20 protein-coding genes and 2 tRNA genes are annotated in these 24,362 nt (G+C 67.6%); 5 read left to right on the top strand and 17 right to left on the bottom strand.

The annotated features are described in order from the left end of the window. The first annotated feature begins 147 nt into the window (after positions 1-147). Positions 148-1,338 (top strand): Ig-like domain-containing protein, encoded by a 1,191-nt coding sequence (locus JW364_RS04505; protein ID WP_058250283.1) that lies wholly within the window; start codon positions 148-150, stop codon positions 1,336-1,338. Positions 1,339-1,395: 57 nt separating this feature from the next. Here JW364_RS04505 and JW364_RS04500 read toward each other — a convergent pair whose 3' ends face one another. From JW364_RS04500 to orn, 5 genes are all read right to left on the bottom strand, one after another. Then, a complete protein-coding gene (locus JW364_RS04500; RefSeq protein WP_205333122.1) occupies positions 1,396-3,447 on the bottom strand; it encodes a neutral/alkaline ceramidase in 2,052 nt (683 codons plus the stop codon). Positions 3,448-4,261: 814 nt separating this feature from the next. Continuing rightward, entirely contained in the window at positions 4,262-5,593 is a 1,332-nt protein-coding gene (locus tag JW364_RS04495; RefSeq protein WP_165630217.1) for an RNA polymerase sigma factor, read from the bottom strand. A 3-nt stretch (positions 5,594-5,596) separates the two neighbouring features. Beyond that, entirely contained in the window at positions 5,597-5,941 is a 345-nt protein-coding gene (locus JW364_RS04490) for a YciI family protein (RefSeq protein WP_010841666.1), read from the bottom strand. Positions 5,942-6,101: 160 nt separating this feature from the next. Further along, positions 6,102-6,174: transfer RNA gene (locus tag JW364_RS04485), tRNA-His, on the bottom strand. Positions 6,175-6,276: 102 nt separating this feature from the next. Further along, positions 6,277-6,876, bottom strand: coding sequence for an oligoribonuclease (gene orn / locus JW364_RS04480; protein ID WP_068972491.1), 600 nt, complete (start codon positions 6,874-6,876; stop codon positions 6,277-6,279). A gap of 62 nt (positions 6,877-6,938) precedes the next feature. Here orn and JW364_RS04475 point away from each other — a divergent pair, with 62 nt between their 5' ends. Further along, the gene (locus tag JW364_RS04475; RefSeq protein WP_374100787.1) at positions 6,939-8,495 is read left to right on the top strand and encodes a helicase HerA-like domain-containing protein; all 1,557 of its coding nucleotides are present in this window, start codon (positions 6,939-6,941) and stop codon (positions 8,493-8,495) included. Between the two features lie 19 nt (positions 8,496-8,514). Here JW364_RS04475 and cmrA read toward each other — a convergent pair whose 3' ends face one another. From cmrA to JW364_RS04460, 3 genes are all read right to left on the bottom strand, one after another. Next, positions 8,515-9,321, bottom strand: a complete 807-nt coding sequence (cmrA, locus tag JW364_RS04470; RefSeq protein WP_058250019.1) for a mycolate reductase — start codon at positions 9,319-9,321, stop codon at positions 8,515-8,517. 41 nt (positions 9,322-9,362) lie between these two features. Next, positions 9,363-11,426, bottom strand: coding sequence for an NADPH-dependent 2,4-dienoyl-CoA reductase (locus JW364_RS04465; RefSeq protein WP_068972494.1), 2,064 nt, complete (start codon positions 11,424-11,426; stop codon positions 9,363-9,365). Between the two features lie 73 nt (positions 11,427-11,499). Next, positions 11,500-12,048 carry a PadR family transcriptional regulator gene (locus tag JW364_RS04460; RefSeq protein ID WP_058250020.1) on the bottom strand — a complete coding sequence of 183 codons (549 nt, stop codon included), beginning with the start codon at positions 12,046-12,048 and terminating at the stop codon, positions 11,500-11,502. A gap of 138 nt (positions 12,049-12,186) precedes the next feature. Between JW364_RS04460 and JW364_RS04455 the strand changes: the two genes are divergently transcribed. Beyond that, the gene (locus tag JW364_RS04455) at positions 12,187-13,506 is read left to right on the top strand and encodes a uracil-xanthine permease family protein (RefSeq protein ID WP_068972489.1); all 1,320 of its coding nucleotides are present in this window, start codon (positions 12,187-12,189) and stop codon (positions 13,504-13,506) included. A 145-nt stretch (positions 13,507-13,651) separates the two neighbouring features. Here the strand turns inward: JW364_RS04455 and JW364_RS04450 are convergent, their stop codons facing one another. The 3 genes from JW364_RS04450 to JW364_RS04440 all read right to left on the bottom strand — a co-directional run bounded on the left by JW364_RS04450 (position 13,652) and on the right by JW364_RS04440 (position 15,910). Further along, a complete protein-coding gene (locus JW364_RS04450) occupies positions 13,652-15,364 on the bottom strand; it encodes an alpha/beta hydrolase (RefSeq protein WP_068972488.1) in 1,713 nt (570 codons plus the stop codon). Beyond that, positions 15,364-15,726 (bottom strand): hypothetical protein, encoded by a 363-nt coding sequence (locus JW364_RS04445; RefSeq protein WP_058250023.1) that lies wholly within the window; start codon positions 15,724-15,726, stop codon positions 15,364-15,366. The genes JW364_RS04450 and JW364_RS04445 overlap by 1 nt, the downstream gene beginning before the upstream one ends. A 110-nt stretch (positions 15,727-15,836) precedes the next feature. Then, positions 15,837-15,910, bottom strand: a tRNA-Arg gene (locus JW364_RS04440). A gap of 133 nt (positions 15,911-16,043) precedes the next feature. Here JW364_RS04440 and JW364_RS04435 point away from each other — a divergent pair. Further along, the gene (locus JW364_RS04435) at positions 16,044-18,068 is read left to right on the top strand and encodes a cytochrome c oxidase assembly protein (protein ID WP_205333123.1); all 2,025 of its coding nucleotides are present in this window, start codon (positions 16,044-16,046) and stop codon (positions 18,066-18,068) included. Between the two features lie 13 nt (positions 18,069-18,081). Here JW364_RS04435 and JW364_RS04430 read toward each other — a convergent pair whose 3' ends face one another. Further along, the gene (locus tag JW364_RS04430; protein ID WP_068972493.1) at positions 18,082-18,666 is read right to left on the bottom strand and encodes a chorismate mutase; all 585 of its coding nucleotides are present in this window, start codon (positions 18,664-18,666) and stop codon (positions 18,082-18,084) included. Between the two features lie 159 nt (positions 18,667-18,825). Between JW364_RS04430 and JW364_RS04425 the strand changes: the two genes are divergently transcribed. After that, a complete protein-coding gene (locus JW364_RS04425; RefSeq protein ID WP_058250025.1) occupies positions 18,826-19,254 on the top strand; it encodes a single-stranded DNA-binding protein in 429 nt (142 codons plus the stop codon). Positions 19,255-19,286: 32 nt separating this feature from the next. On the opposite strand, the gene JW364_RS04420 is transcribed toward JW364_RS04425, so the two are convergent. The 5 genes from JW364_RS04420 to JW364_RS04400 are packed head-to-tail and all read right to left on the bottom strand — an operon-like array spanning position 19,287 to position 24,273. Continuing rightward, positions 19,287-19,700 carry an ATP-binding protein gene (locus JW364_RS04420; RefSeq protein ID WP_058250026.1) on the bottom strand — a complete coding sequence of 138 codons (414 nt, stop codon included), beginning with the start codon at positions 19,698-19,700 and terminating at the stop codon, positions 19,287-19,289. Positions 19,701-19,740: 40 nt separating this feature from the next. Beyond that, on the bottom strand, positions 19,741-20,079 hold the full coding sequence (locus tag JW364_RS04415) for an STAS domain-containing protein (protein WP_058250027.1): 339 nt from the start codon (positions 20,077-20,079) through the stop codon (positions 19,741-19,743). Further along, complete coding sequence (locus JW364_RS04410; RefSeq protein WP_068972487.1) at positions 20,079-22,055, bottom strand: glycosyltransferase family 2 protein; 1,977 nt, start codon at positions 22,053-22,055, stop codon at positions 20,079-20,081. Before JW364_RS04410 ends, JW364_RS04415 begins: the two co-directional genes overlap by 1 nt. Continuing rightward, a complete protein-coding gene (locus tag JW364_RS04405) occupies positions 22,052-23,284 on the bottom strand; it encodes a PP2C family protein-serine/threonine phosphatase (protein WP_068972486.1) in 1,233 nt (410 codons plus the stop codon). The genes JW364_RS04410 and JW364_RS04405 overlap by 4 nt, the downstream gene beginning before the upstream one ends. After that, positions 23,281-24,273, bottom strand: coding sequence for a glycoside hydrolase family 26 protein (locus JW364_RS04400; RefSeq protein ID WP_068972485.1), 993 nt, complete (start codon positions 24,271-24,273; stop codon positions 23,281-23,283). The genes JW364_RS04405 and JW364_RS04400 overlap by 4 nt, the downstream gene beginning before the upstream one ends. Positions 24,274-24,362 lie beyond the last annotated feature (89 nt).

The following is a 24,362-nucleotide window of genomic DNA, read 5'->3' as shown; positions in this document are numbered from 1 at the left end:
CACTGGTCCGCGACATCGGGGTTCGGAATGTCCGTTTCGGATTCGGGGTGTGCAGTGTTCTCAAGGTTGCGGGGCAGCGTGACCGACCGGTTCGGGGTCGGGGCGTCGACAGGCGGGAGTGAGATGGGGATCGGTCGTACTCGGCGGATGCCGCTGATCATCAGCGGTGTGATGTTGGCAATCGTCGCGCTGGTGACGTCGTGCACGCAGGAGGCGTCGTACTCCGACAACGTCAGCAGTTCGAGTCTCTTCGACGATCTGCTCAAGCCGGGTCTCGAGATCACCGAGTGGGCCGAACGTCCCCTGAACGACAACGCCGTCGGCGTGCAGCCGGGTGCGCCCATCAAGGTGAAGACCAGTGAGGGCACCATCAGCCGGGTGCTGATCAAGAAGTCCGACGGCACCCCCGTCAAGGGCACCCTCGCCGACAACGACACGGTGTGGGTCAGCAACGAGGCCCTCGGCTACAACCGCACCTACACCCTGGAGACCGACGCGGTGGGCATCGGTGGTGCGGTCACCAAGAAGGTCACCTTCACCACGAGCAGCCCCAACAACCTGACGCAGGCGTATCTGACACCGAGCCCCGGCGAGACCGTCGGTATCGGACAGCCGGTCGCGGTGAAGTTCGACGAGCCGATCGCGGATCGTCGTGCGGCGCAGCGCGCCATCCGGATCACCACCGACCCTCCGGTCGAAGGGGCCTTCTACTGGATCAGCCCGAGCGAGGTCCGGTGGCGGCCGGCGGAGTACTGGAAGCCGGGCACCAAGGTGCGGGTCGCGGTCAACACCTACGGCATCGACCTGGGTGACGGACTCTTCGGCCAGGAGAACGTGCGGACCAACTTCACCGTCGGACGCTCGATGATCGTCACGGCCGACGACAACACCAAGCAGGTCGTCTTCGAACGCGACGGCAAGGTCATCCGGACCATGCCGACGTCGATGGGCAAGGCCGGCGACGAGACCGACAACGGCATCTACCTGGTCTCGGACAAGCACGACCACATCATCATGGACTCGTCGACCTACGGCGTGCCGGTCAATTCGTCGAACGGTTACCGCACCCCGGTCGACTACGCGACCCGGATGTCCTACAGCGGCATCTTCTTCCACTCCGCACCATGGTCGGTGTGGGCGCAGGGCAACACCAATACGAGTCACGGCTGCCTGAACCTGAGTCCGGAGAACGCTCTCTGGGTCATGGAGAACACCCTCCGCGGCGACCCGGTCATCGTGAAGAACACCACGGGCGGAACATTGTCGGGCACCGATGGTCTCGGCGACTGGAACATCCCATGGTCGGTGTGGCGCAAGGGCAACGCCGACAACGCCTGACGCTCAGCACGCCTTCGGACGCCACCGAACCGCAGCGCGGTCGGTGGCGTCCGTGCGTCAGCGGGACCCGACGCGGAACGTGCGACTCGTCCCAGAGACGGGCCTCGTCGACCCGTTCGCATCGCGGCTGTCCCCGAAGTAGCGGATGCGGTACATCCCGGACGCGTCCGTCGGCGACCGCCAGGTGATCGTGATCCGCGACGTGTCGGTGCTGCCGGCCGGGCGCGCCCACCGGAACTCCGTGGACCAGTCGTTGTCGTCGGCGACCGTCGTCCACTCGCTGCCGGTACGCCGCTGCACCTCGAGATAGGTCCGGCCGTGCCGGAAGTCGTTGTTGGGATGCGCGCCGACGAACTGCACGGTCACGATCGAACCGGGGCGGTACGTGGCGTCGGGTTCACGCAGGACGTCGCCGTAGCGTCGGCCCGGTATCGGACGGTCGGCGGGGACCGGGGGCACCAGGTCGGGTTGCAGTCCGGACTTGTCGACCGGCGCCGGACCACGGCCGATCCGGCGTCCGGACGACATGGCCGCGGCGAGCGCGGCGAACTCCTGCAGGTAGGCGGACAGGGTGTACCGCCCGAATTGGGTCTCGCCGCCTTCGTAGTGCTGCAGGTCGTATTCCTCGGGCGTCGTGACGTACTGGGTGTAGGCGTTCGCGAACCCCTGCACGAGGACGTTGTCGACGTCGGTCCGCAGTTCGTCGGCGACCACTCGACGCAGCCGCAGACCCGCGACGACGGTGACCTCGGCGGGTACGGCGACGAGCACGAGTTCGCCGATGCGCATGAGCTGCAGCGGCACCACCGCCGGGATCCAGCCCGAGGGCGGCAGCAGACCGAGCGGGAACGCGATCAGTTTGGGCGCCTGCATGTCTCGCATCCACGGTGCGATCGGTGGGACGCGGTCTCCGCCGAGCGCGGTGACGAGGGGATTGGTCATGCCCTCCACGAGGAAGGGCAGCGGTTGCTCGTAGTTGTCCTCGCTGCTGGTCGCGACCGCGCCGGCACCCATCATCGCGGGGGTGGTCGACGCCGGTCGGCCGTCGGGTGTGTAGGTACCGGAGATCCGGACCGCCGACATGTCGACGTACCGCACGATGGAGTCGACGCCGCCCCGGGTCATCGGACGGGCCGCCTCGAAGCCTCGCCGTCCGGCGACGTACTGACGCTCGCCGATGAGTTCGCAGTTGCGCCTGTTGTCCGATGTCGGTCCGCGCGGATCGAACTGCGCGAGTGCGAGGTTCGGCGTCATGTCGCCGGAGTTGGTCTGTGGGAAGGCGGCCACGAACCCGGGCAGGGTGCGCTCCCACAGGTGGCTCGCGTAACCCTTGTTGTCGCCGGCGATGAGGACGTTGCGGTCGGTGAGGGACGTGCCGTGTGTCGGGAACCAGGTGATGGCACCGACATCCCGGCCGCCGGAGGTGTCGTGCCGCCGCAGTCGTAGCACCGTGACCTGAGGGTCGATCGCATCGGGGAAGCGCCGCTTGTCTGCCGACGGGTTCGCGTCGAAGGCGACCCGGGATCGATTCCGGCTGGCGTCGTGCAGTTCCTCGCGGCCGATCGTGACGCTGCCGGGCGCGAGATTCTCGTGCGCGCGAACGATCGCGGCGAACATGCCGTCGATCTCGGCGTCGTAGGAGTTCTTCTTGAACCCGAACGCGGCGAGCGAATACGCGTAGTCCCAGGACGTGCCGCCGCAGGAGGCGTGCGTGTGCTGTGCGTTCAGATTCACGTTCGATTCGGTGTACAAGGAGCCGAATCGGTTGCGCAGCTTGGCCATCAGGCCCATGTGGTGCGACTGGAACAGGCATGCGAGGTCGGCGGTCAGGAAGACGACGCGCTGACCGGTGGCGGGATCGACGATGATGTAGGCCCGCGCCCAGCAACGCTGCAGGAGCCCGGCCGCGACCTGCTCTGGATTCGAATACCCCATCATGCCCTGGCCGGCGACCGCGCCCGTGACATCTCCGATGCCGCAGCCGACGAGGTAACTCGTCGACCCCGGGGGCGACGCGCCGGCCGGGGCGGCGGACAGGCCGGACCCGAGCCCGGCCGCGGCGGCGGTCGCGGCGGCACCGGCCATCAACTGTCTGCGCGTGAGGTCCACGTGCCGTCCTTCCGGGCGTCGGACGACACCGGCAGACGTGCGGTGTCATCGCGGCACACGCCCTGACGGCGCGGCCGTGTGGTCGAGATCAGTTCAGGACGTCGAACTCAGTCGTTGTCGTCGCCGCCCGGGATCCCGATGATGAACCCGATCCCGATGATGATGCACGAGATCAGGGCAACGGCAGGCATGACCCAGTAGGAAGGCATGTGGTGAACGTTACTGCGAGGCATGCCCATGCGCCCGGCTTCGGGGACTTTCGGGGACGAAGGTCCCCGGGCGCCGTCGACCCCCCGACCCCTGGACTTCAACTCGACCGGCAGACCTCGATCGAAGTCTGCCGGTCGAGTTAAAGTCTGGCGGTCGGGAGGTCACGCCTGGCAGACAACGACGGACCGTGAATTGTCCACAGCAACGACCTGACCGGAGACGCGTATTCGGCAGTGCACCGTCCCGGAGCCGATTGCGGCGATGTACATTGCGGCCGGCCTGGTCGCAGGTCTGGTGTTGAGTGTCAGTGAGTACCGTCCGGCGAGGTTCGAGTACGGAATCACATAGTCCTGCCACTGTCCAGGGGCATACGCGATCGACACGTGAGGGGCATCCGCCTCGATTGTGTAAAGCACGTTGACGCTGGCGTTCGCTGGCACAGCGTTCGTCAACCCGAGAGCAGCGCCGGCAAAAACGCAGAGCAGGGCGAGAATTCTACGCACGGGGATCTCCTAGACGGGGATCTCAGTGTGATACATCGCGGGTTCGGCGTAGTGAGGTTGACACCTATTCGTCCGACTGGACGACGGCTTCTGCAACGAGATCACATCTCGCCCAGCTTCCTGTCGTCTCGGACCGGGCCGGTGAAGAGCCCGGACAGTGCGTCGGCGAGATAGTCGTCCTCGGCGCCGTTGCCGGGTAGTTCGAGCGCGCGACGGTACGCGGTCGCCGCGCCGCGGTCGTCGCCCAGTTCGCTCAGCGTGAGGGCACGGGCGATGTGAAAGGGCCGGAACCGGTCGAGTTGTGTGTCCGACTGCAATCGATCGAGCATCGCGATACCGCGCGCCGGGCCGTACGCGCGTCCGACCGCGACTGCGCGACCGACGCGCACCACGGGTCCGGGATCGTGCACTTCGAGTAGTCGGTACAGGACGGCGATCTGGGTCCAGTCGGTCTCGTCCGCGGTGGCGGCCTCGGCGTGCACGGCCGCGATCGCCGCCTGGATCGTGTACAGACCGGCGTCTGCTTGTGCCGCAGCGTGTTCCGCGAGCGCGACGCCCTCGGCGACGAGCGCCCGGTCCCAGAGCCGGCGATCCTGGTCATCCAGCGGAACCGGTCGGCCGTCGGAGTCGAGTCGAGCCGGCCGGCGGGACTGAGTGAGCAACAGAAGGGCGAGCAGTCCGGTCGTCTCGGCGTTGGGGAGCAGTGCGCGCAGGGTGCGCGCGAGGGCGACGGCCTCGCCGGTGAGATCGTCGCGGATGTGCGCGTCCCCGGTCGAGCGCGCGAACCCCTCGGAGAACAGCAGGTAGATGACTCGCAGGACCCCGCCGAGCCGACGCGGGAGATCGCCCTCGCGCGGCGGCGCGAACGGAACACCCAGCGCGCCAATTCGCTTCTTGGCGCGCACGATTCGCTGCTGGGTCGTCGGTACCGGGATCAGCAGCGCATGCGCGACCTCCGCGGTGGTCAGCCCGGCGACGAACCGGAGGGTGAGCGCGACTCGATCCTCGGCGCGTAGCACGGGATGGGTGCAGGCGAAGAACATGCCGAGGCGTTCGTCCGGCAACCCCGGTGGCGGCGCCTCGGCCGGGTCTCTGAACTCCGCAGGGGTGGAGGCACGTTCGCTCTCGGTGTGCAGGCGGGCCAGTTTCCCGGCGAGGACGGATTCACGCCGCACCACGTCGAGCGCCTTGCGTTTGGCCGTCGTCGTCAGCCATGCCTCCGGTGAATCCGGGACTCCGGTACGCGACCAGGTGATCAGGGCCTGCGCGATCGCGTCCTGCAACGCGTCCTCCGCGAGGTCGAGATCGCCGAACTTCTTCGTGAGCGTGGCGAGTACACGAGAACGGACGTCGCGATCGACGGCCGACACCGCCCGGCGGGCCACGGACCCTGCGGAATCCGTGGCCGCCGAACGGTGTGAATTGTTCGTCATCGCTCAGTACGGTGCGAGCGGCCGGATCTCGACATGGCCGCCGGGCGCCGAACCGGGGCTGCGGCGGGCCCACTCGATCGCCTCGTCGACGTTCGCGACGTCGATGACGTACACCCCGCCGACGAACTCCCGCACCTCGGCGAACGGCCCGGACGACGCGACCACCCGCTCGCCGCTGTCGTCGGTGTGCACCACCGCGCGCTCGTCCTCCAGCGCGAAGGAGTTGACGACGACACCGGCCTTGGTGATCTCCTCGTCGAAGGCGAAGAACTCTTCGGGGCTGGCGCCACCGTCCTCACCACAGGCCGGATCGTTGACATGTCCCATGAGCAGCAATGCGTACTTCATCGTTCCTCCAGTCTCGGCCGACTGATGTGGCCATGATGCCGAACCGGATCGGTCCGACACCATGGTGACGTACGGCGATTCCGGATATCGACAGCAAGCCGTGGAAGAGACCGCAGCACCAAAAAGCCCCGCCTGCGGATCGCAGACGGGGCTTCGTCGGGGTGGATGACGGGACTCGAACCCGCGACAGCCAGGATCACAACCTGGTGCTCTACCAACTGAACTACATCCACCATCGGCGTCGGAAACCTGGGCGTCAGCGCCGGGTCTCAGAGCCATCAACACTCTAGCGGGTCGGTGCCGCAGAACTCCAATCGGTTACCCGACCTGCGTGTTCAGGCGGGGCCGAGGTCCTTGACGATCTCGGCGAGGGCATCGGTGTCCGGGCCGGGGGCGGGCACGAACGCCGCGGCGCGGTAGTAGCGGAGTTCCCGGATCGACTCGCGGATGTCCGCGAGGGCCCGGTGCGCGAGCCCCTTCTCGGGCTGGCCGAAATAGACCTTGGGGTACCAGCGCCGGCACAATTCCTTGATCGAGCTGACGTCGACCATGCGGTAGTGCAGGTAGGCGTCGAGTTCGGGCATGTCCCGCGTGATGAATCCACGGTCGGTACCGATCGAGTTGCCCGCGAGGGGGACCGCGCCGGCGGTGGTCACATGCTTGCGGATGTAGTCGAGCACCAGCTTCTCGGCTTCGGCGAGGGTGACGGTGGACGCCCGCACCTCCTCGGTGAGACCCGAGGCCTCATGCATCTTGGTCACCACGTCGGGCATCGACGCCAGCGCCTCGTCGTCGGCGTGGATCACGACATCGACACCGTCGCCGAGGATGTTGAGGTCGCCGTCGGTCACCAGGGCCGCGATCTCGATGAGTTTGTCCGACTCGAGTCGGAGTCCGGTCATCTCGCAGTCGATCCACACCAGTTTGTCCTGCACCCGACAACCTTAGCCAACCTCGCGCGCGAATCCGTGGGACATCGGCCCCCGAGGTCTATCGTGTGCTTGTGACCGAAGCCTCCAGTCCGGCGCAGCACATCGCCGCCGGATACGCGTTCAGCACCGCCGCACTCGAACTGGGCGCCGTCTCGGTGGCGGGGCAGGTGGATCCCGCGGCGAAGGTCCGAATCCCGCTGTCGATGATGAACCGGCACGGTCTCGTCGCCGGCGCGACCGGGACGGGAAAGACCAAGACGCTGCAGCTGATCGCCGAGCAACTGTCGAGCAACGGCGTTCCTGTCGTCATGGCCGACATCAAGGGCGACCTGTCCGGACTCAGCCGAGCGGGCGTGGGCAACGACAAGATCGCCGAACGCTCCCACCAGACCGGCGACGACTGGCAACCGGCAGCGCACCCGGTCGAGTTCGGGTCGCTGGGTTCGGAGGGAATCGGGGTACCGATCCGTGCGACCATCACCTCGTTCGGGCCGATCCTGCTCAGTAAGGTGTTGGGGCTCAACGCCACCCAGGAGTCGACGCTGGGCCTCATCTTCCACTGGGCGGACAAGAAGGCCTTGCCGCTTCTCGATCTGAAGGATCTGCGGTCGGTCATCGCCTTCCTCACCAGCGACGAGGGCAAGGCCGATCTGAAGGGGATCGGCGGGGTGTCGCGGCAGACCGCCGGCGTGATCCTGCGGGCGCTGTCGAATCTCGAGGCCGACGGCGGTGACACGTTCTTCGGCGAACCCGAGATCGATCCCGCCGACCTCATCCGGACGACGCCCGACGGACGCGGCATCATCACGTTGTTCGAGCTCGGTACCCAGGCGGCCCGCCCCGCGCTCTTCTCGACCTTCCTCATGTGGATTCTGGCCGATCTGTTCGAGTTCCTGCCGGAGGTGGGCGACCTCGACAAACCGAAGCTGGTCTTCATCTTCGACGAATCGCATCTGCTGTTCGACGACGCGTCGAAAGCCTTTGTGGACCAGGTCGTCCAGACGGTGAAACTGATCCGGTCGAAGGGCGTCGGCGTGTTCTTCTGCTCCCAGCTGCCGACGGACATCCCGAAAGAAGTGTTGTCCCAGCTGGGTGCCCGGATCCAGCACGCGCTGCGGGCCTTCACCCCCGACGACCAGAAGGCGCTGCGTACGACGGTCAAGACCTACCCCGTGTCGGAGGTCTACGACCTCGAGCAGGTGCTGACCTCTCTCGGTACGGGCGAGGCGGTCGTGACGGTGCTGTCCGAGCGCGGTGCGCCGACCCCGGTCGCGTGGACGGTGGTCCGAGCGCCCCGGTCGGCGATGGAGGCCATCGGCGCCGACGCCGTCACCTCGGCGGCGAAAGCCGGGCCGTTGTACGCGAAGTACGGCACGCCCATCGACCGCGAGTCGGCGTACGAGATCCTGGCCGCCAACACCCTCGCACCGGGGGAGCCCGCCGACGCACCGGCACCCGTGCCGCCGACGCCGGCCCCGGAGCCGATGCCGGAGGAGCCGGGGCTGCTGACCGAGGTGCTCACGAGCAAGCCGATGCAGAGTTTCCTGCGATCGGCGGCCAGCGCGGCCGGACGTGAGTTCAGTCGCGCGATCTTCGGAACGGGGCGTCGCCGCCGGCGCTGAACGGCGGTCTAGACGACTCCTACTCTGCGCTGAACTTGCGGTAGAAGCCGCCGACGATCGGGGCCACCACCCCGCGCGGTGTGTACCCGCCGGCCACCGACATCGCCTTGGACAGGGTGCCGGGCACGACGCGCATCTTGTTGTGCGCCAACGCGTCCAGACTCATCTCGGCGACCTTGGCCGAGGAGTGCCACAGGAAGTCCGGGACGACCTTGTCGACGATGGACGCCTCGTCCGGGGTGGGAGTGTGCGTGCGCACCGGGCCGGGCGCGAGCAGGGTGACGTGCACGCCCTGCCCGGACACCTCGCCGCGCAGGGACTCGCTGAAGCTGTTCACGAAGGCTTTCGATGCCGCGTACGTCGCGTTGTTGGGAATCGGCATGTTTCCGGCGGCTGACCCGACCATCAGGATGCCGCCCGAGCCGCGCCTGACCATCTGCGGGAGCACCGCCAGGGTGAGGTCGTGGACCGCGTTGACGTTGAGGCGGACCTGCGCGCGTTCGTAGTCGGCGTCGAGGTCGGCGACCGGTCCGAAGGTCGCGATGCCCGCGTTGTTGCAGAGGATCGAGATGTCGCGGCCGGCGAACTCGGCGGCGAGCACTTCCACCTTCGTCGGGTCCGACAGGTCGACCGCGCGGACCTCGACCGAGACCTCGTGTGCCGTGCGGAGTTCGCCGGCGAGTTCCTCGAGAAGGTCGCCCCGGCGGGCGACGAGGATGACCGAATGACCCCGGGCGGCCAGCGCGCGTGCGAGTTCCCGTCCGATTCCGGACGAGGCCCCGGTGACGACGGCACGGGCGGTGGCGGAGGGCGGCGGTACCGGCATGTCGCAATGGTAGCCGCCGCCTCTCGCGCCGAGACCGAGCGTCAGTCGATGCCGGCGGCGACCTCGGTGCCCTGCCGGATCGCGCGCTTGGCGTCGAGCTCGCCGGCGTAATCGGCCCCGCCGATCACATGCGTCGTGACCCCGGCCAGCGTCAACGGATCGACCAGATCGCGTACCGACTCCTGGCCCGCGCAGATCACCACGTTGTCGACCTCGAGCACGCGGGTGTCGGTGACGTTGCCCTCGTCGTCGCGGAAGCTCAGATGCAGCCCCTGGTCGTCGATCTTGTCGTAGGTGGCGCCGCTGATCTGCTCGACGCCCTTCATCTTCATCGTCGCGCGATGGACCCATCCGGTGGTCTTGCCGAGGGACTTGCCCTGCTTACCGACCTTGCGCTGGACCAGGTAGACCTGACGCACCGGCGGAAGCGGCCGCGGCTTGGTGACGAAGCCGGGCTTCTCCGGATCCTCCGTCACGCCCCATTCCTGTTCCCACTCTTTGAGATTCACCGTCGGCGACTCGTCGGTGGTGAGGAACTCGCTGACGTCGAAACCGATGCCGCCGGCACCGATCACGGCCACACGCTTGCCGATCTCCCGATGTCCGAGCACGGCGTCGGCGTACGACATCGCCATCGGGTGATCGACGCCGGGGAAGCTCGGGATGCGCGGCACGACGCCGGTCGCGACGATCACGTCGTCGAACTTCTCGGCGATGATCTGCTCGGCGTCGGCGCGGGTGTTCAGCCGGACCTCGATACCGAGCACCTCGATCTGACGGGTGAAGTAGCGGATCGTCTCGCTGAACTCCTCCTTGCCTGGAATGCGTGCGGCGATGGAGAACTGGCCGCCGATGGAGTCGCCGCCCTCGAACAGGGTGACCTTGTGGCCTCGCTTGGCGCCGGCGACGGCTGCCGACAGGCCGGCCGGGCCCGCGCCGATCACGGCGAGGCGCTTGGCCTTTCGTGTCGGACCCAGGATGAGCGTGGTCTCGCGTCCCGCGATCGGGTTCACCAGGCACGACACGTGTTTGCCGACGAAGGCGTGGTCGAGGCAGGCCTGGTTGCAGCCGATGCAGGTGTTGATCTCGTCGGAGCGACCCTCGCGGGCCTTGTTCGCCAGGTGGGGATCGGCGAGGAACGGCCGGGCCATCTGGATGGCGTCGACGCGTCCGTTCGCGAGGATCTCCTCGCCGAGTTCCGGGGTGTTGATGCGGTTGGCCGCGATCAGCGGGATCGAGACCTCGTCGCGGAGCCGTTCGGTGAACTTCACGAACGCGCCGCGCGGCACCGAGGTGACGATGGTGGGAACCTGGGCCTCGTGCCAGCCGATATCGGTGTTGATGGCGTCGACGCCGTACTGCTCGGCCTTGCGAGCCATCAGCGCGACCTCGTCCCAGGTCTGTCCCTTGCGGATCAGGTCGGCGATCGACTGACGCAGGATCACCGGGTAGTCGCGGGGGACTTGACGGCGGATCTCCTTGATGACCTCGACCAGGAAACGCTGGCGGTTCTCGGTGTTGCCGCCCCATTTGTCGGTGCGGTCGTTGGTGTGGGGGCAGAGGAACTGGTTGATGAGGTAGCCCTCGCCGCCCATGATCTCGATGGCGTCGAAGCCGGCCTTGCGTGCCAGCTTGGCGGACTGCCCGAACGACCTGATGACGTGGCGGATGATCGGCTCGGTCATCTTCAGATGCTTGAAGGGGTGGATCGGCGACGGATCGGTGCCGGGAGCGACCTTGAACGGCGTGTATCCGTAGCGGCCGGCGTGGATCAGCTGCATCGCGATCTTGCCGCCCTCGTCGTGCACGGCCTTGGTCACGCGCTTGTGGCGGGTCATGTCGACGACGTTGGTCATCTTGCCGCCGGCGAAGGCGAGCAAACCCGTCCGGCTGGTGCCGAAGCCGCCGGTGATGATCAGTCCCGCACCGCCTTTGGCGCGTTCGGCGAAGTACGCGGCCAGCTTGTCGGTGTCCCAGAACCGGTCCTCGAGACCGGTGTGCATCGAACCCATGACCAGTCGGTTCTCGATGGTCATGCCGCCGATCTGCAGGGGCGTGAACAGGTGCGGATAGTGCTGGTTCGGTTGTGCCGTCGGGGCTGACATGGCGCGACCTTTCATCTCGGTGAACCTGGGTGGACGGATTGGCGGTATCGAAGGTGTTGCGGGACTGGCTAACTCAGCTCTCGGTCAATTCCCGTTCGAGTCCGTGGATGACCTCGTCGCACCATTCGATGTATCCCTGCTCCTGGCGGATGCCGCCGCGGAGGACGAGGTACTGGTGCAGCTTGCGGCCGGTGAGCGTGTCGGGATCGGGGTAGTAGTCGGCCTGGAAGCCGGTGTAGAGCTTCAGTTGCGCGAGGTGCTCGTCGCGGTGGGCCTTGAGTTCGCCGATGATGGCGGCGAGGTCGCCGAACTCCGCGGCCCGCAGCTTCACGCCGATGTCGCTGCGGAGCGGTTGCAGTGGGGTCGGACTCATCGCCCAGTCGGCCAGGGCGTCGCGCCCGGCATCGGAGATCGTGTAGACCTTCTTGTCCGGACGGCCGTCCTGACTGATCGACTCGACGCTGACCAGTTCGTCGTCGAGGAGCTTCTTCAGCGTCCGGTAGATCTGCTGGTGCGTGGCTGACCAGAAGTAGCCAATGCTGCGGTCGAATTGTTGACCGATCTCATAGCCCGTTCCCGGTCGCTCGGCCAGCGACACCAGAATCGCGTGTTCGAGCGCCATGAGAGCAAGCTACCACTGCAACAACGCACTATGCAACAAGGTGTATATGAGTCGAGTTGCATATCGGGCGGCGGCGACGCCGACCCAGGAGGACCCGAAGTGAGGCGTCGTCAGCATCCGTGCCGCACACTGTTCGGCATGGGTGAACCGGAGACGAGGTCTCGGAATCTGCTGTCCTGGAAGCTGACCGACAACGCGGTCGTGGCACCGGAGGAACGGCTGACCTGGCCGCGGACGGTCAGCATCGGCCTGCAGCACGTGGTCGCCATGTTCGGCGCGACCTTCCTCGTCCCGGTGCTGACCGGATTCCCACCGTCGACGACGCTGTTCTTCTCCGGCGTCGGCACGATCCTGTTCCTGCTGATCACCCGCAACCGCCTGCCCAGTTACCTGGGTTCGAGTTTCGCCATCATCGCGCCGGTGACGGCCGCCGTCGCCTCCGACGGGGCGTCGTCGGCGCTCGGGGGACTCGTGGCGGTCGGCGCACTGCTCGTCGTCATCGGGCTCATCAGCCATTTCGCGGGTGTTCGGTGGATCGAGACCCTGATGCCACCCGTCGTGACCGGCGCGATCGTCGCCTTGATCGGGCTCAATCTGGCGCCGGCGGCCAAGAACAACTTCGTCGCCGATCCCGTCCTGGCGACGATCGTGCTGGTGCTGCTGGTGGCATCCGCGGTGCTGTTCCGCGGGCTGCTCGGTCGCCTGGCGATCTTCTTGAGCGTCGTGGCCGGCTATGTCCTCGCGCTGATCCTCGACCGGATCGACAGCGACAACGACTACATCGACACCTCCGCCATCGGCGACGCCGCCTGGATCGGACTGCCCGACTTCCAGACGCCCACGTTCGACCTGGGTGTCCTGCCGTTGTTCCTCCCCGTGGTGCTGGTGCTCGTCGTCGAGAACATCGGCCACGTGAAGTCGGTCGCGATGATGACCGGGAAGGACTACGACGCGACCATGGGTCGGGCGCTGGCCGCGGACGGAGTGGCCACCATGCTGGCCGGCAGCGGCGGCGGGTCGGCCACGACGACCTACGCCGAGAACATCGGCGTGATGTCGGCGACCAAGGTGTACTCGACAGCAGCCTATTGGGTGGCCGGCGGCGCGGCGATCCTGCTCGGACTGTCGCCCAAGGTCGGCGCCGTGATCGCCGCGATCCCGCCTGGCGTGCTCGGCGGTGTCACGACCGCGCTCTACGGTCTGGTCGGTGTCATCGGCGTCCAGATCTGGGTGGCGAACAAGGTCGATTTCTCCAAACCGATCAATCAGTTCACCGCGGCGATCCCGCTCATCATCGGCATCGCCGACTACACCTGGCAGGTCGGCGACCTCGTGTTCGCCGGCATCTCGCTGGGCTCGGTCGCGGCACTGGTCATCTATCACTCCATGCGCCTCATCGGCGGGTGGCGGGGGACGGTGGATGTCGGCCGGACGGGCACTCACCACGGCGACGCATAGGTGTCCGACCGACGAACCCCAACTCGACTGATCGACTTCGATCGAGGTCCAGGAGTCGAGTTGAGGTTCGCAGGTGGACGGTCGCGAGGGGACCGGGATAAAACAGACGACTACTCGAAAGCCTGGCGTGTGTTCGAGTCGCGGCTCACCACGGCAGCCGTAGCGGGATGTCGGGAATCGGCCCCGGCAGGTCGATGTCCCCGTCGGCGCGATCGTTGAACAGATAGAGCCACCACAGGGGAGCGGGTGCGCCGACCGGTGGCGGGAGTTCGGCGACGTCGGGCTTGCGAGGGACGTAGAGGTCGGGTTCGGCGCCGACGATGACCTTCACCATGTTCTGGAAGGCCGTGGATTCCGGGTCGTTCCAATAGGCACCGTGGGTGACCAGACCACCGTCGACCCTGCGTCGATCTGCGTCGAATGTGCGCTCGTCGAGGTCGACTGTGCCGGTGTCGAGCCTGATCACGCCGGGCGCGGTGTCGGGGTCATGGCCATGGGGGTTTCCGGGAAAGGACTGGACGTAGTGGATCGGGTCGCCCGGGAAGGTCAGCGAGTATCGATCCACGCCGCCGGGATGCGGGGTGTCGTAGATGCCGGTGCCCGCCGACGACGCGTAGATGACGCGGTCGGGAGACAAACCGAGTTGTTCGGCCGAGCCCACGACCGACCCGCCGTAGCTGTGGCCGATGTAGGTGGTGGTCGCGCCGGGTGCGAGATGCGCGATCTCGGCGTCGAGTTCGCGACCGAACAGCTCCAGGCGGTGCGCCATGGCTGCGGCAAAGCTCGGACTCGCCGCCGAGCGGAGGTCGGGCGGGAGGTCGCCGTCGAGGTAGAGGAACACCGGGCCGCCGGTGCGTGCCGCGAGTTCGGCTGCGGCCGTGCGGTTGTGGCCGACCACGGTGTCGAGGTTCGTGCCGGTCCCGGGCACGTAGGTCGCCGTGTTCGGGGTACCGGGCCGCAACGATCCGATCATCTCGACCAGTCGTCCGCGCGGGGTGTTGACGAAGGTGATGAAGGTCCGCTCGACGAGTCCGTCGTCGCCGCGGGGTGTCTCGTCGGCGATCGGGTCGGGGCTGGGCTCGAGGAGTCCGCGCAGGGTCCGAGCTCTTCGGCCGTGCCCGCGACCGGCCGCCATCTCGTCGAGAAGCGCGTTGCGGATGTTGATCTCGTTGGCCTGGGCGCGGATCGCGAACGGGACGCCCGGTAGGTTCCCGACGACGTGTGGGTTCGCCTGCATCAGACGTCGGACGTCGTCGGCACCCATCTGTTGGATGATGTCGCGGACCTGGGTCGGCGTGAGCGTCTCCAGCATGCGGACGGCCTGATCCGCGTCCATCTCGGCGTCCCCGGGCAGTGTGACGTCGGGTTGACCTGCCGTCATCGACGCGAGGTCGGCCGCGAAGTTCTCGAGTCGTGCACCGTAGCGCTCGTCGAGGGCGTCGACGGTGTCGAGAGCCTCGGCGATGGATTCCGCGAGAAGGGCGGCCTGACCGTCGAATTCGTGCTCTGGATGTGTCACCTCGCCGTCGTCGAAGACGGTGAAGCCCAGCCCCTCGGCGCCCCGGACGACACCAAGTGCGAAGTCGCGGGCGTAGCCGAGGTCGGCGGCGGCATCGGTGGCCTCGTCGGCGATCATCTGCACCACGTTGCGGACCTCGCCGGCATGATCGTGTTCCGCCCAGATGGCTTGGTGCGCAGCATCGTGCGTGCCGCCCGACCACCTCGAGGCGTTGTCGAAGGCACGCACCGCCCGACCGATGCCGGTGTCGATGCGCTCGGCGAGCGTCGAGGCAGCGGACCCGGCGGCGGCGATCGACTGCGGATCCCACGCGCGCAACTGCGAGAGGGTGGGTCGCATCAGCGGTTCCGAAGCGAGCGGAACCGGGTGCCCGACCGCGCGTCGGCGTCTGCCGTCGTCGCGTCGAACGCCCGCAGCATCTGGCTCATCGTCATCAGGCGTTCACCGATGGAGTCCACCGCCAGCCGTGCGGGTCCGATCGTGGCGGCGAGGGCACGCACGACGCGACTCGAGGGTCCGAGCGCCGCTCCGACGGCCTCGACATCCGCGGCGTGGATCGCGATCGCGGCGGCCCGCCAGGTGCGCGCGATGCCCTCGACCTCGGCGGGATCGACACCGAACAGCGATGCTTCTGAACCCTTCTGGTCTCGTCGACCAGATGAGAGGGGCGGAAAACCGGACAGAGAGCGGGGGAGCGTCATGATCCTCCAGGGAGTCGCGACCCACCGAGGTGTGGGGCAGGACTATGACGCACGGCGTGCCCCGAACGGTTCCCGATCCACTTCGAGCGGTCGGCGACAGGCACATGACGTGCCCCCGGCAGGACTCGAACCTGCGACCTAGGGATTAGAAGGCCCTTGCTCTATCCACCTGAGCTACGGAGGCTGACCGGCGAGCGTGACGTGGCGCACGAGCGGCCGGGCAGAGAGAGTCTACGACACCGTCGTCGCTATGCCGTGCGCCACGGCGGGCCAGGTCGAATTGGGATCACGTCAGTCGCCGGTCCTACAGTTGGAGAATGACCCGCACGTCGACGCCCGCCTCCGCGGAGCAGCATCGCGACGCGATGAACGAACCGCGCGGCGTCGTCACCGCGATCCTGTGGGCATCGGGTTGGCTCGCCGCGATCGTCGCCGTCGCCGTCACCGCGATCTCCGCGGCGTCGGCGCTCCGGCTGACCGGTGTGCCCGATCCGGGGCCGCTGACCACCTACGGCGCACCTGCGCTGACCGCGATCGGCGAGTTCGCCGCGGCGATCGCGCTCGGGTCGGCCGTGTTCGCCGCGTTCTTCGTGCCGCCCCAGGCGAGCGGCGTCCTCGACGTCGGGGGTTACCGCGCCATCCGGATCGCGGCGGCGAGCGCGCTGACGTGGTCGGTCTCCGCTCTGCTGTTGATGCCGTTCTCGGCGTCGGAGGTCAGTGGGGCGCCGCTGGCAGAGGCGATCCGCCCGGCGAACCTGCTGACCGCCTACGGCCAGGTCGCGGAGGTGCGCACCTGGTTCTGGACCGCGGTGTTCGCACTGGTCGCGGCCATCATCGCTCGGGTGACCCTGCACTGGGGCCCCACGATCGCGGTCATCGCGTTCTCCGTGTTCAGCCTGATGCCGTCCGCGCTCGCGGGCCACTCCTCGTCGGGTGGCAACCACGACGTCGCCACCAACAGCCTGATCCTGCACATCATCGGCGCGACCCTGTGGCTCGGCGGTCTCGCCGCGGTCGTGGTCTACGCCCTCGCCGACGGACGATGGCGTGCCCTGGCGGTTCGGCGGTTCTCGCGCGTCGCGTTCTGGTGCATCCTCGTCGTGGGCGCCAGCGGTGTCGTCAACGCCCTGGTGCGGGTGCCGCTCGGCGACCTGTTCACCGACACCTACGGCCGTCTGGTCGTGGCCAAGGTGGTGGCCCTGGTCGTGCTCGGCGGACTCGGCGCGTGGCATCGCCGCGTCACCATCGCCCAACTGGACGCCGACGACAAGCCGTCGCTGTTCGTCCGCTTCGGACTGGTCGAACTCGCCGTGTTCGCCGCGACCTTCGGCCTGGCCGTCGGCCTGAGTCGCACACCGCCTCCGCTCGTCGACACCACCCAGATCTCGGCGACCGAGAACGCGATCGGTTACGACCTCGACGGGCCGCCGACGTTCGTCCGCCTTCTCACCGAGTGGCGCTTCGACCTGATCTTCGGGCTCGCGGCGATCGTGCTCGCCGTCGTGTATCTCCGGGGAGTCATCCGCCTGAGGCGCCGGGGTGATGCCTGGCCGGTCGGTCGCACCGTCGCGTGGCTCCTCGGGTGTCTGCTGCTGTTGCTGGCGACGTCATCGGGATTGGGCCGCTACGCCCCGGCGATGTTCAGCATCCACATGATCGCGCACATGCTGCTGTCGATGATGGTGCCGGTCCTGCTGGTGCTCGGTGGCCCGGTCACGCTCGCCCTGCGGGCACTGCCGCCGGCCGGTCGGGGCAATCCGCCGGGCCCGCGCGAGTGGATTCAGCTGGGCGTGCACTCGGCGCCGTCCCGGATCCTGACGCATCCGCTGATCGCCGCGGTCATGTTCGTCGGCAGCTTCTACGTTCTTTATCTCGGCGGTCTGTACGAGTCCGTGGTCCAGTACCACGCGGCGCACCTGTTGATGAATCTGCACTTCCTGATCAGCGGCTACCTCTTCTACTGGCTGGTGATCGGCATCGACCCGGCCCCGCGTCAGGTGTCACCCGTGGCAAAGCTGGGCCTCGTGATGGCCTCGATTCCGTTCCACGCGTTCTTCGGCATCGCCCTCATGATGACGACCGCGGTCATCGCCGAGACCTACTACCGCGGGCTCAATCTCCCGTGGAACTACGGCCTCTTCGACGACCAACGTGTCGGGGGCGGAATAGCCTGGGCCGCAGGCGAGATCCCCCTGGTGGTGGTCCTGCTCGCGCTGTTCGTGCAGTGGCAGCGCAGCGATACGAAGCTGGCGCGACGCTTCGACCGCAACGCGGACCGCGACCACGACGCGGACCTCGGCAGCTACAACGAGATGTTGAAGGAACTCAACAAGCGCGGTTGAGCGGCAACAGGTCTCAGCCGGACCCCGTCGACACCGTGCAGACCGACGACCCGGCCTGGATCAAGGCGCCGGTGTGCAGGGGATCGAAGCCGAAATCGGCAGCGGTGCGGCCGGTCGCAGTGATCAGCTCTGGGGGACACCGGAAGCTCGTCACGAGTTCGCCTGCGGCGGCAAGCTGGTCGACGATGGCCACGGTGAACTCGTTGATCGCGGTCCGGACCGGACCGAGATCGGACGTCGCAGGTGGAGCAGTCTGCCCAGGCAGCCGCCACTGCGCAAACAGTCCGCGTTGGACGGTCTTGCTAGCCTCGATCTGATCGCGGAACACACCGCGTACGTAGGCGGGGTCGAGACCGCGGTCGGTGGCCAGCTGCGACACGGTGTCGAGGACCACCTGTTCGCGCGCCGGGTCGTCGATGGCCGCGCCGGACGCCCATTTCGTCGCGGCGACGGTGTCGGCCAGTGCGAGCCGGCCCGCGATCGCCTCGGTCAGACCGGTCAATGTCGGCGAAGCGACCGGCGCAGCGCCTGCGAGGGGCGGGGCAACCAGCATTGTTGCCGCTGCGATGAGACCTACCAGGAGCCTTCGGATGCGCACCCTGCGAAGTGTATGGGCGGCGAGCGTCAGGTGCATCGCGATCTGTGGGTAACCCGTCGAGTTCTCCACAGTCGTGCGGCCTCGACGGTTGACGGCCCCGCTGCGGGTGATGCTGGTGCGGCCACACCTTCCCGTGGCCGACAACCGTAGGAGACGACCATGTTTGAGACGTACACGACCGTCATCGGAACCGTAGTGTCCGATCCCCGTCGGCGGCAGACGACCACCGGGGAGGACGTGATCTCCTTCCGCGTGGCGTGCACCTCGCGGCGGATCGACAAGAACACCGGCGAGTGGTCGGACGGACCCACGTTGTACCTGACGGTCAGCTGCTGGCGGCGCCTGCTGACCGGGGTCGGCCTGGCGATCGCCAAGGGTCGACCGGTGATCGCGCACGGTCAGATCAAGACCAACGAGTACCCGTCGGCGGACGGCTCACGTCGCTCCGATCTCGAGATGACGGCCGTGGCCGTCGGACTCGACCTGAGTCGCTGCGTCGTCACTTATCGGGGCACGCCCGCCCAGGGGCGCGCGGCCGACGCGCCGGTCGTCGCAACCGCGCCCGAGACCCGCGAGTCGGCGGCGTGAACGCACGATCGTGGGGTTGAGCCGATTACGACTCAGTCCGAACGGTTCCGGACCAGTCGCCAGTGGTTCTTGCCGTCGGCACGACGATAGGCGAGTTCGTCGAGGACGTTGATCGCGATGGCCAGGCCGCGGCCACGCTCGGCGAAGTCGTCGGGCAGGCTCACGGCGTCGAGATCGACGCGGGCGGGACTGCCGTCGTCGGAGTAGCGGGCTTCGATCCGGTCCGGTGCGACCTCCAGCTCGAGGCACAGGGTGACGGTTGCGCCGTCCCCGGCGTGTTCGATGATGTTGGCGCCGATCTCGGCCACGGCGAGCTCGAACTGCATCGCGTCCATGTCGTCGATGGGGCACTCCGCGAGGAGATCGGCGAGGAGTGCGTGGATGTGGTCCATGGTCTCGAGCGAGGTGATCTCCTCGAGGGTGCGGGTCGCGGTGTTCTCGGTCATCGCCGGGTCCTCGATCTCTGGGTGAGTGGGACGGGTCCCGTCAGGCCCCGTCGAAGGCGTCGTCGGCCGACGGGTGGACGCGCAGAACGCGATTGAGATTGGTCAACTCCAGGACGGTGACCACCTGCGGCGTCGGGGCCGCGATCCGGAGGTCGCCGCCGGCCTGGCGTGCCACCTTCAACCCGGAGACGAGTGCGCCCAGGCCCGAGGAATCGATGAAGTCGGTGCCGGACAGGTCGACGACGATCCGGGCCGAACCGGACCCGACCAACTCGTGCAACTGGTCTCGGAGTCGCGGGGCGACAACCATGTTGAGCCGGCCCTCGGGCCGGATCGCCACGGCGCCGCCGTCGACGCTACGTGTTGCGAAATTCGCCATCACTGCCCTTCCTCATCGGGACCGCGGTACCGCACCGCGGTGATGACAACGCTCAGGATCACCAGATCGAACACTACCCAGAACAGGTTCACGCCGACGCCGAGAACGGAGACGGCGCCCCGGTACAGCTGCACGATACCGATGACCGAGGCCACCACGAGCAACGCCATCGCGATCAGCTGTGGCCGAACGATGTGCCAGGGCAACGCATCCTGCGACTGCTTGGTCTTCGGGGTCACCGCGAAACCGAGCGGACGGTTCATGTAGACGTTGCGAAATGCGGTGGTGCACGCCTTGATCCAGACGGGGAACAGAGCGAGGCTGTACTGCTGGCCGCGCCACGTCGGCGTGCCTCGTGCCACCACCAGGAACAGTATCTGGTTGACCACCAGGAACGGGATCAGCCGCAGGAAGAAGTCCCAGCTGTAGGCCTCGACCGGCAGGATGCCCAGCACCAGGTAGACCACCGGTGCCGCGATGTAGGCGATGGCCGCGAAACCGGCGAGGTAGCTCCACATCGTCGCCCAGTACATGAGTCGCTGGGTGAGGGTGAGGCCCTTCTGTACCAGCGGGTTCTCCCGCAGCATTACCTGGATCGTGCCCTGCGCCCACCTAAGCCGTTGCGTCACCATGGTTTTCAGGTCCTCCGGCGCCAGGCCGAAGGCAAGATTCTCGTGATGGTAGGCGGAGTTCCAGCCGAGGGCGTGCAACCGCATACAGGTCGCCATGTCCTCGGTCACCGAGATGGTGGCCAGGGGCAGCATGGGCTGGGCCTCGTCGGATCGCCCGACGTCGACCGCCGCGACCATGGCGCGGATGGATTCGATGGCGCCGAGCGGCGACCACTCGCGCTCGGCGAGGACCGCGAGTGCGTCGTAGTCGACGGCGCCGGCACCGGCTTCCTGCTCGCTCAGCTCGGTGAGCGCCTCGATGGCCTCGAGGTCGGCGCGCATGGCCTCGACGTCGGCGTCGACGAGCCCGCGTGCCGCCTCGTCGACGCGCGCCTGGAAGCGATAGGTGATCTCGGCCAGTGGCTCTTTCTTCTTCAGCTGCGCGCGAGCGTCTTTCACGGCCTCGTCGACGGCGTCGAGCGCGGCCGAGGCGGTGGGGTTGTCTTTCCCGACCTGCTTGCGCGTCGACTTGAGGACAGAACGCGCGGTGCGCAGGGCGCGATCGATGCCGTCGGAGACGGCGGAGACGTACTGGGTGATGCCGAGCTGCATCAGCGCCTCCCGGCGCAGCACGGCGTTGGATCCGCAGAAGAACGCGGCGTTCCACCCGTCCTTGCCCTGCTGGATCGGCCCGTAGAACAGCGGAGCCTGGCTGCCGAGCGGGTCCCCGGGCGGCACGTTCACGAAATACTGCGGCGTCTGGACGAGGGCCATCTTGTCGTCGTGGAAGTAGCCGAGCGTGCGGTCGAGGATCTGCGGTTCGGGGATCTGATCGGCGTCGAGGATGAGGAGGAACTCGCCGTCGGTCTGCATCAGGGCGTTGTTCAGGTTGCCGGCCTTGGCGTGCCGCGGCTTGTCGAGCCAGTTCGACGATCGCGTGATGTACCCGATGCCTGCCTGGGCCGCGGCCTCGGCGAGCTCGGGTCGATCACCGTCGTCGAGGATCCACGTGGTGTGCGGGTAGGTGATCGCCTTCGCTGCGATCGCAGTCTTCATCACCAGATCCAGGGGTTCGTTGTAGGTGGTGATGAAGACATCGACGGTGGCGCCCTCGGGCGGGGGAGGCGGATCGGGGCGGTGTTGCAGCCGCCACATCGTCAGCCCGAACAGCAACGAGTCGATCAGGCTGTAGGTCTCGGCGACGACCAGGGGAACCGCGATCCACCAGGCGTCCCAGTTCACCGAGGCCAGCCAGCGCCACACGATGTAGTTGATCCCGAGGATCGCGGCGGCGACGATCACCAGCCGCAGCCACGGCGACGGGGCCGTGCGTGCGAGGGTGGCACCCTCGACGCTCTCGCTCATCCCGCATCGTCTCGACGAATGGCCACGACGGTCACATCGTCGATCGGCGGCCGTGAGGCGACCAGTTCGCTCACCATCGAGCACACCTCCGACGGGGTCGAGGTGTCGGCGAACAGTGCCTGCAACGCCGACTCGTGACCAGACGGCAAGAGGTCCAGCAGCCCGTCGGAGGTGATGACGACCATGTCGCCGGGATCTAGGTGGACCCGGGCGGAGTCCCAGGTGTCGTCGCGCAGGATGCCGATCGGCAGACCGCCCCCGGGGAGCGACTCCACACCTCCGGCGGCCCGGCGGACGATCGACAGGCCATGGCCGGCGTCCACGTATTCGAGCTGACCCTCGTCGGTGTGCAGGCGTGCATGGAACGCGGTCGCGAACGTCTCGGTGCCGGCGAAGTCGTCGGCGAGCTGATCGGCCACCGTCTCGACCACCTTCGCGAGGTCGGCGTCGGCCGCGGCATGTCCGGCGGCGTCGAGTGCGCGGGATGCGGCTCGGATCGCCGACCGGACCGTCGCCGTGAGGATCGCCGCGCCGAGCCCCTTTCCCATGACGTCGGCGACGGTGAACACCAGGCCGTCGCTCCAGGGGTAGTGATCGTAGAAATCGCCGCCGACGGCGAAGGCGGGCAGGCACATCGCCGCGATCGACCAGCCGGGAACGACTCCGAGAGGCGGCGGCAGCAATTGACGCTGCACCAGTGCCGCGCGTTCCAGGTCGTCGCTGTTCGCGATCTCCCGCTGCGCCCATGCGGCGAGCTCGCGGAACGCCGCCTCCTGATCGGTGGTGAGTTCCCGCGGCCGGGTGTCGTACAGACAGAAGGTCCCCACGGGATGTCCGCCGGGGCCGTACAGCGGATATCCCGCGTAGAAGCGGATTCCGTCGTCTGCGGCGATCTGCGGGATCGCGGCGAAGGCCGGGACCTTCGAGACGTCGGGGATGATCAGCGCCGGATCGTCGGGGTGGTCATAGGCGCGCGCGACCGTCACCTGGCACACCGTCTGTTCCCGCGGCAGGTTCTGCAGCTCGATGCCGTCGACCGCCTTGAACCACTGCCGGTCTCGGTCGAGCAGCGACACCGTCGACATCGGTACGCCGAACACGGCTTTCGCCATCCGGGTGATCTGCGCGAACCGATCCTCCGGGGGCGAGTCGAGTACGTTCAACTGCTGCATCGAATGCAGTCGTGCCTCTTCGATGTCGGCATCGATGTGCGCGTCCACCAGGGTCACCTCAGTCCCGCTTTCTCGAGTGCGTGCGCCATCGCGGCGCCCGCTGCTGCCGTGCTGCCCAATCTCCAGTCCGCTTCTTTGTCGTGGTCGAACCAGACAAAGCCGGTGACGTTGTCGGCGTCGTCGAGGTAGGTCACCAGGTCGGCGATCCAGTCGGCTTTGGAACCACCGGCTTCTGTCGACCCGACCTCTGTGACGAGTATCGGTTTCTCGGAGGACAAGTTACGAAGCTGTGCAAACGAATCGGCGAACAACTCCGCCGGCGGAGTCCATCGGTGGCCGGGCACCGCGCCCCAGTTGTAGCCGTCGATCCCCAGGACGTCGACGTAGGTGTCGCCCGGGTACCAGCGTGACAGCGGAGCGTCGTCGGAAAGGGGGACATTCGGGGCCCACACCCACTTCACGTTGGTCGCGTTCTTGGACGCGAAGAGGTCGTGGACATGGCGCCACGCGGCGATGTACAGCTCGGGGGAGGTCCCGCCGGCGGGGCTCCACGGGTACCAGTCGCCGTTCGGCTCGTGCGCGAACCGGAGGTAGACGATCCCGCCCCAGGCGACGAGTTCGTCGGCCCAGCGGTACAGGTAGTCGTCGTGGGCTCCGGCCACGATCGACGACATCGTGAACGCGCCCCAGTCGTAGTCGTCACCACCGAGGTGGCGCCACGGCTCCCAGGTGACCACCGGTTCGGCACCCGAGGCGACCACGGCGTCGAGTGCGGCGATCGGGGGGATCGCGGTGAAGTCCTCGAAGAACAGGTTGACGGTCGGCCGGACCCCGACGAGGTCGGTGACCGCGGCGACCTCGGCCGGGCGGAGCGGGCCGCTCGGGGTGCTGACACCGAACCGCAGGCAGTCCCCGGCCGGGCCGTGCAGGGGAGAGATGGTCGGCGGACACTCGCGCGGCGCCGGCTCGCAGGCGACGACGCCCATCGACCCGACCATGACACCCAGGACCACGGACACGATCGTCCATCTGGGTACCGCACCCATCGACCGCTCCCATCGCCTCGCCGCCGCACACCGGCACGGCGCTCACCCATTCCCCCCGTTCTCGTCCCCACGACATTCTCTCGGCAAAC

Source organism: Gordonia sp. BP-119 (assembly GCF_016924115.1).
Taxonomy (GTDB): domain Bacteria; phylum Actinomycetota; class Actinomycetes; order Mycobacteriales; family Mycobacteriaceae; genus Gordonia; species Gordonia hongkongensis.
Note: the sequence above shows the minus strand (reverse complement) of the source record. Positions and strands in the feature narration are given on the sequence as shown.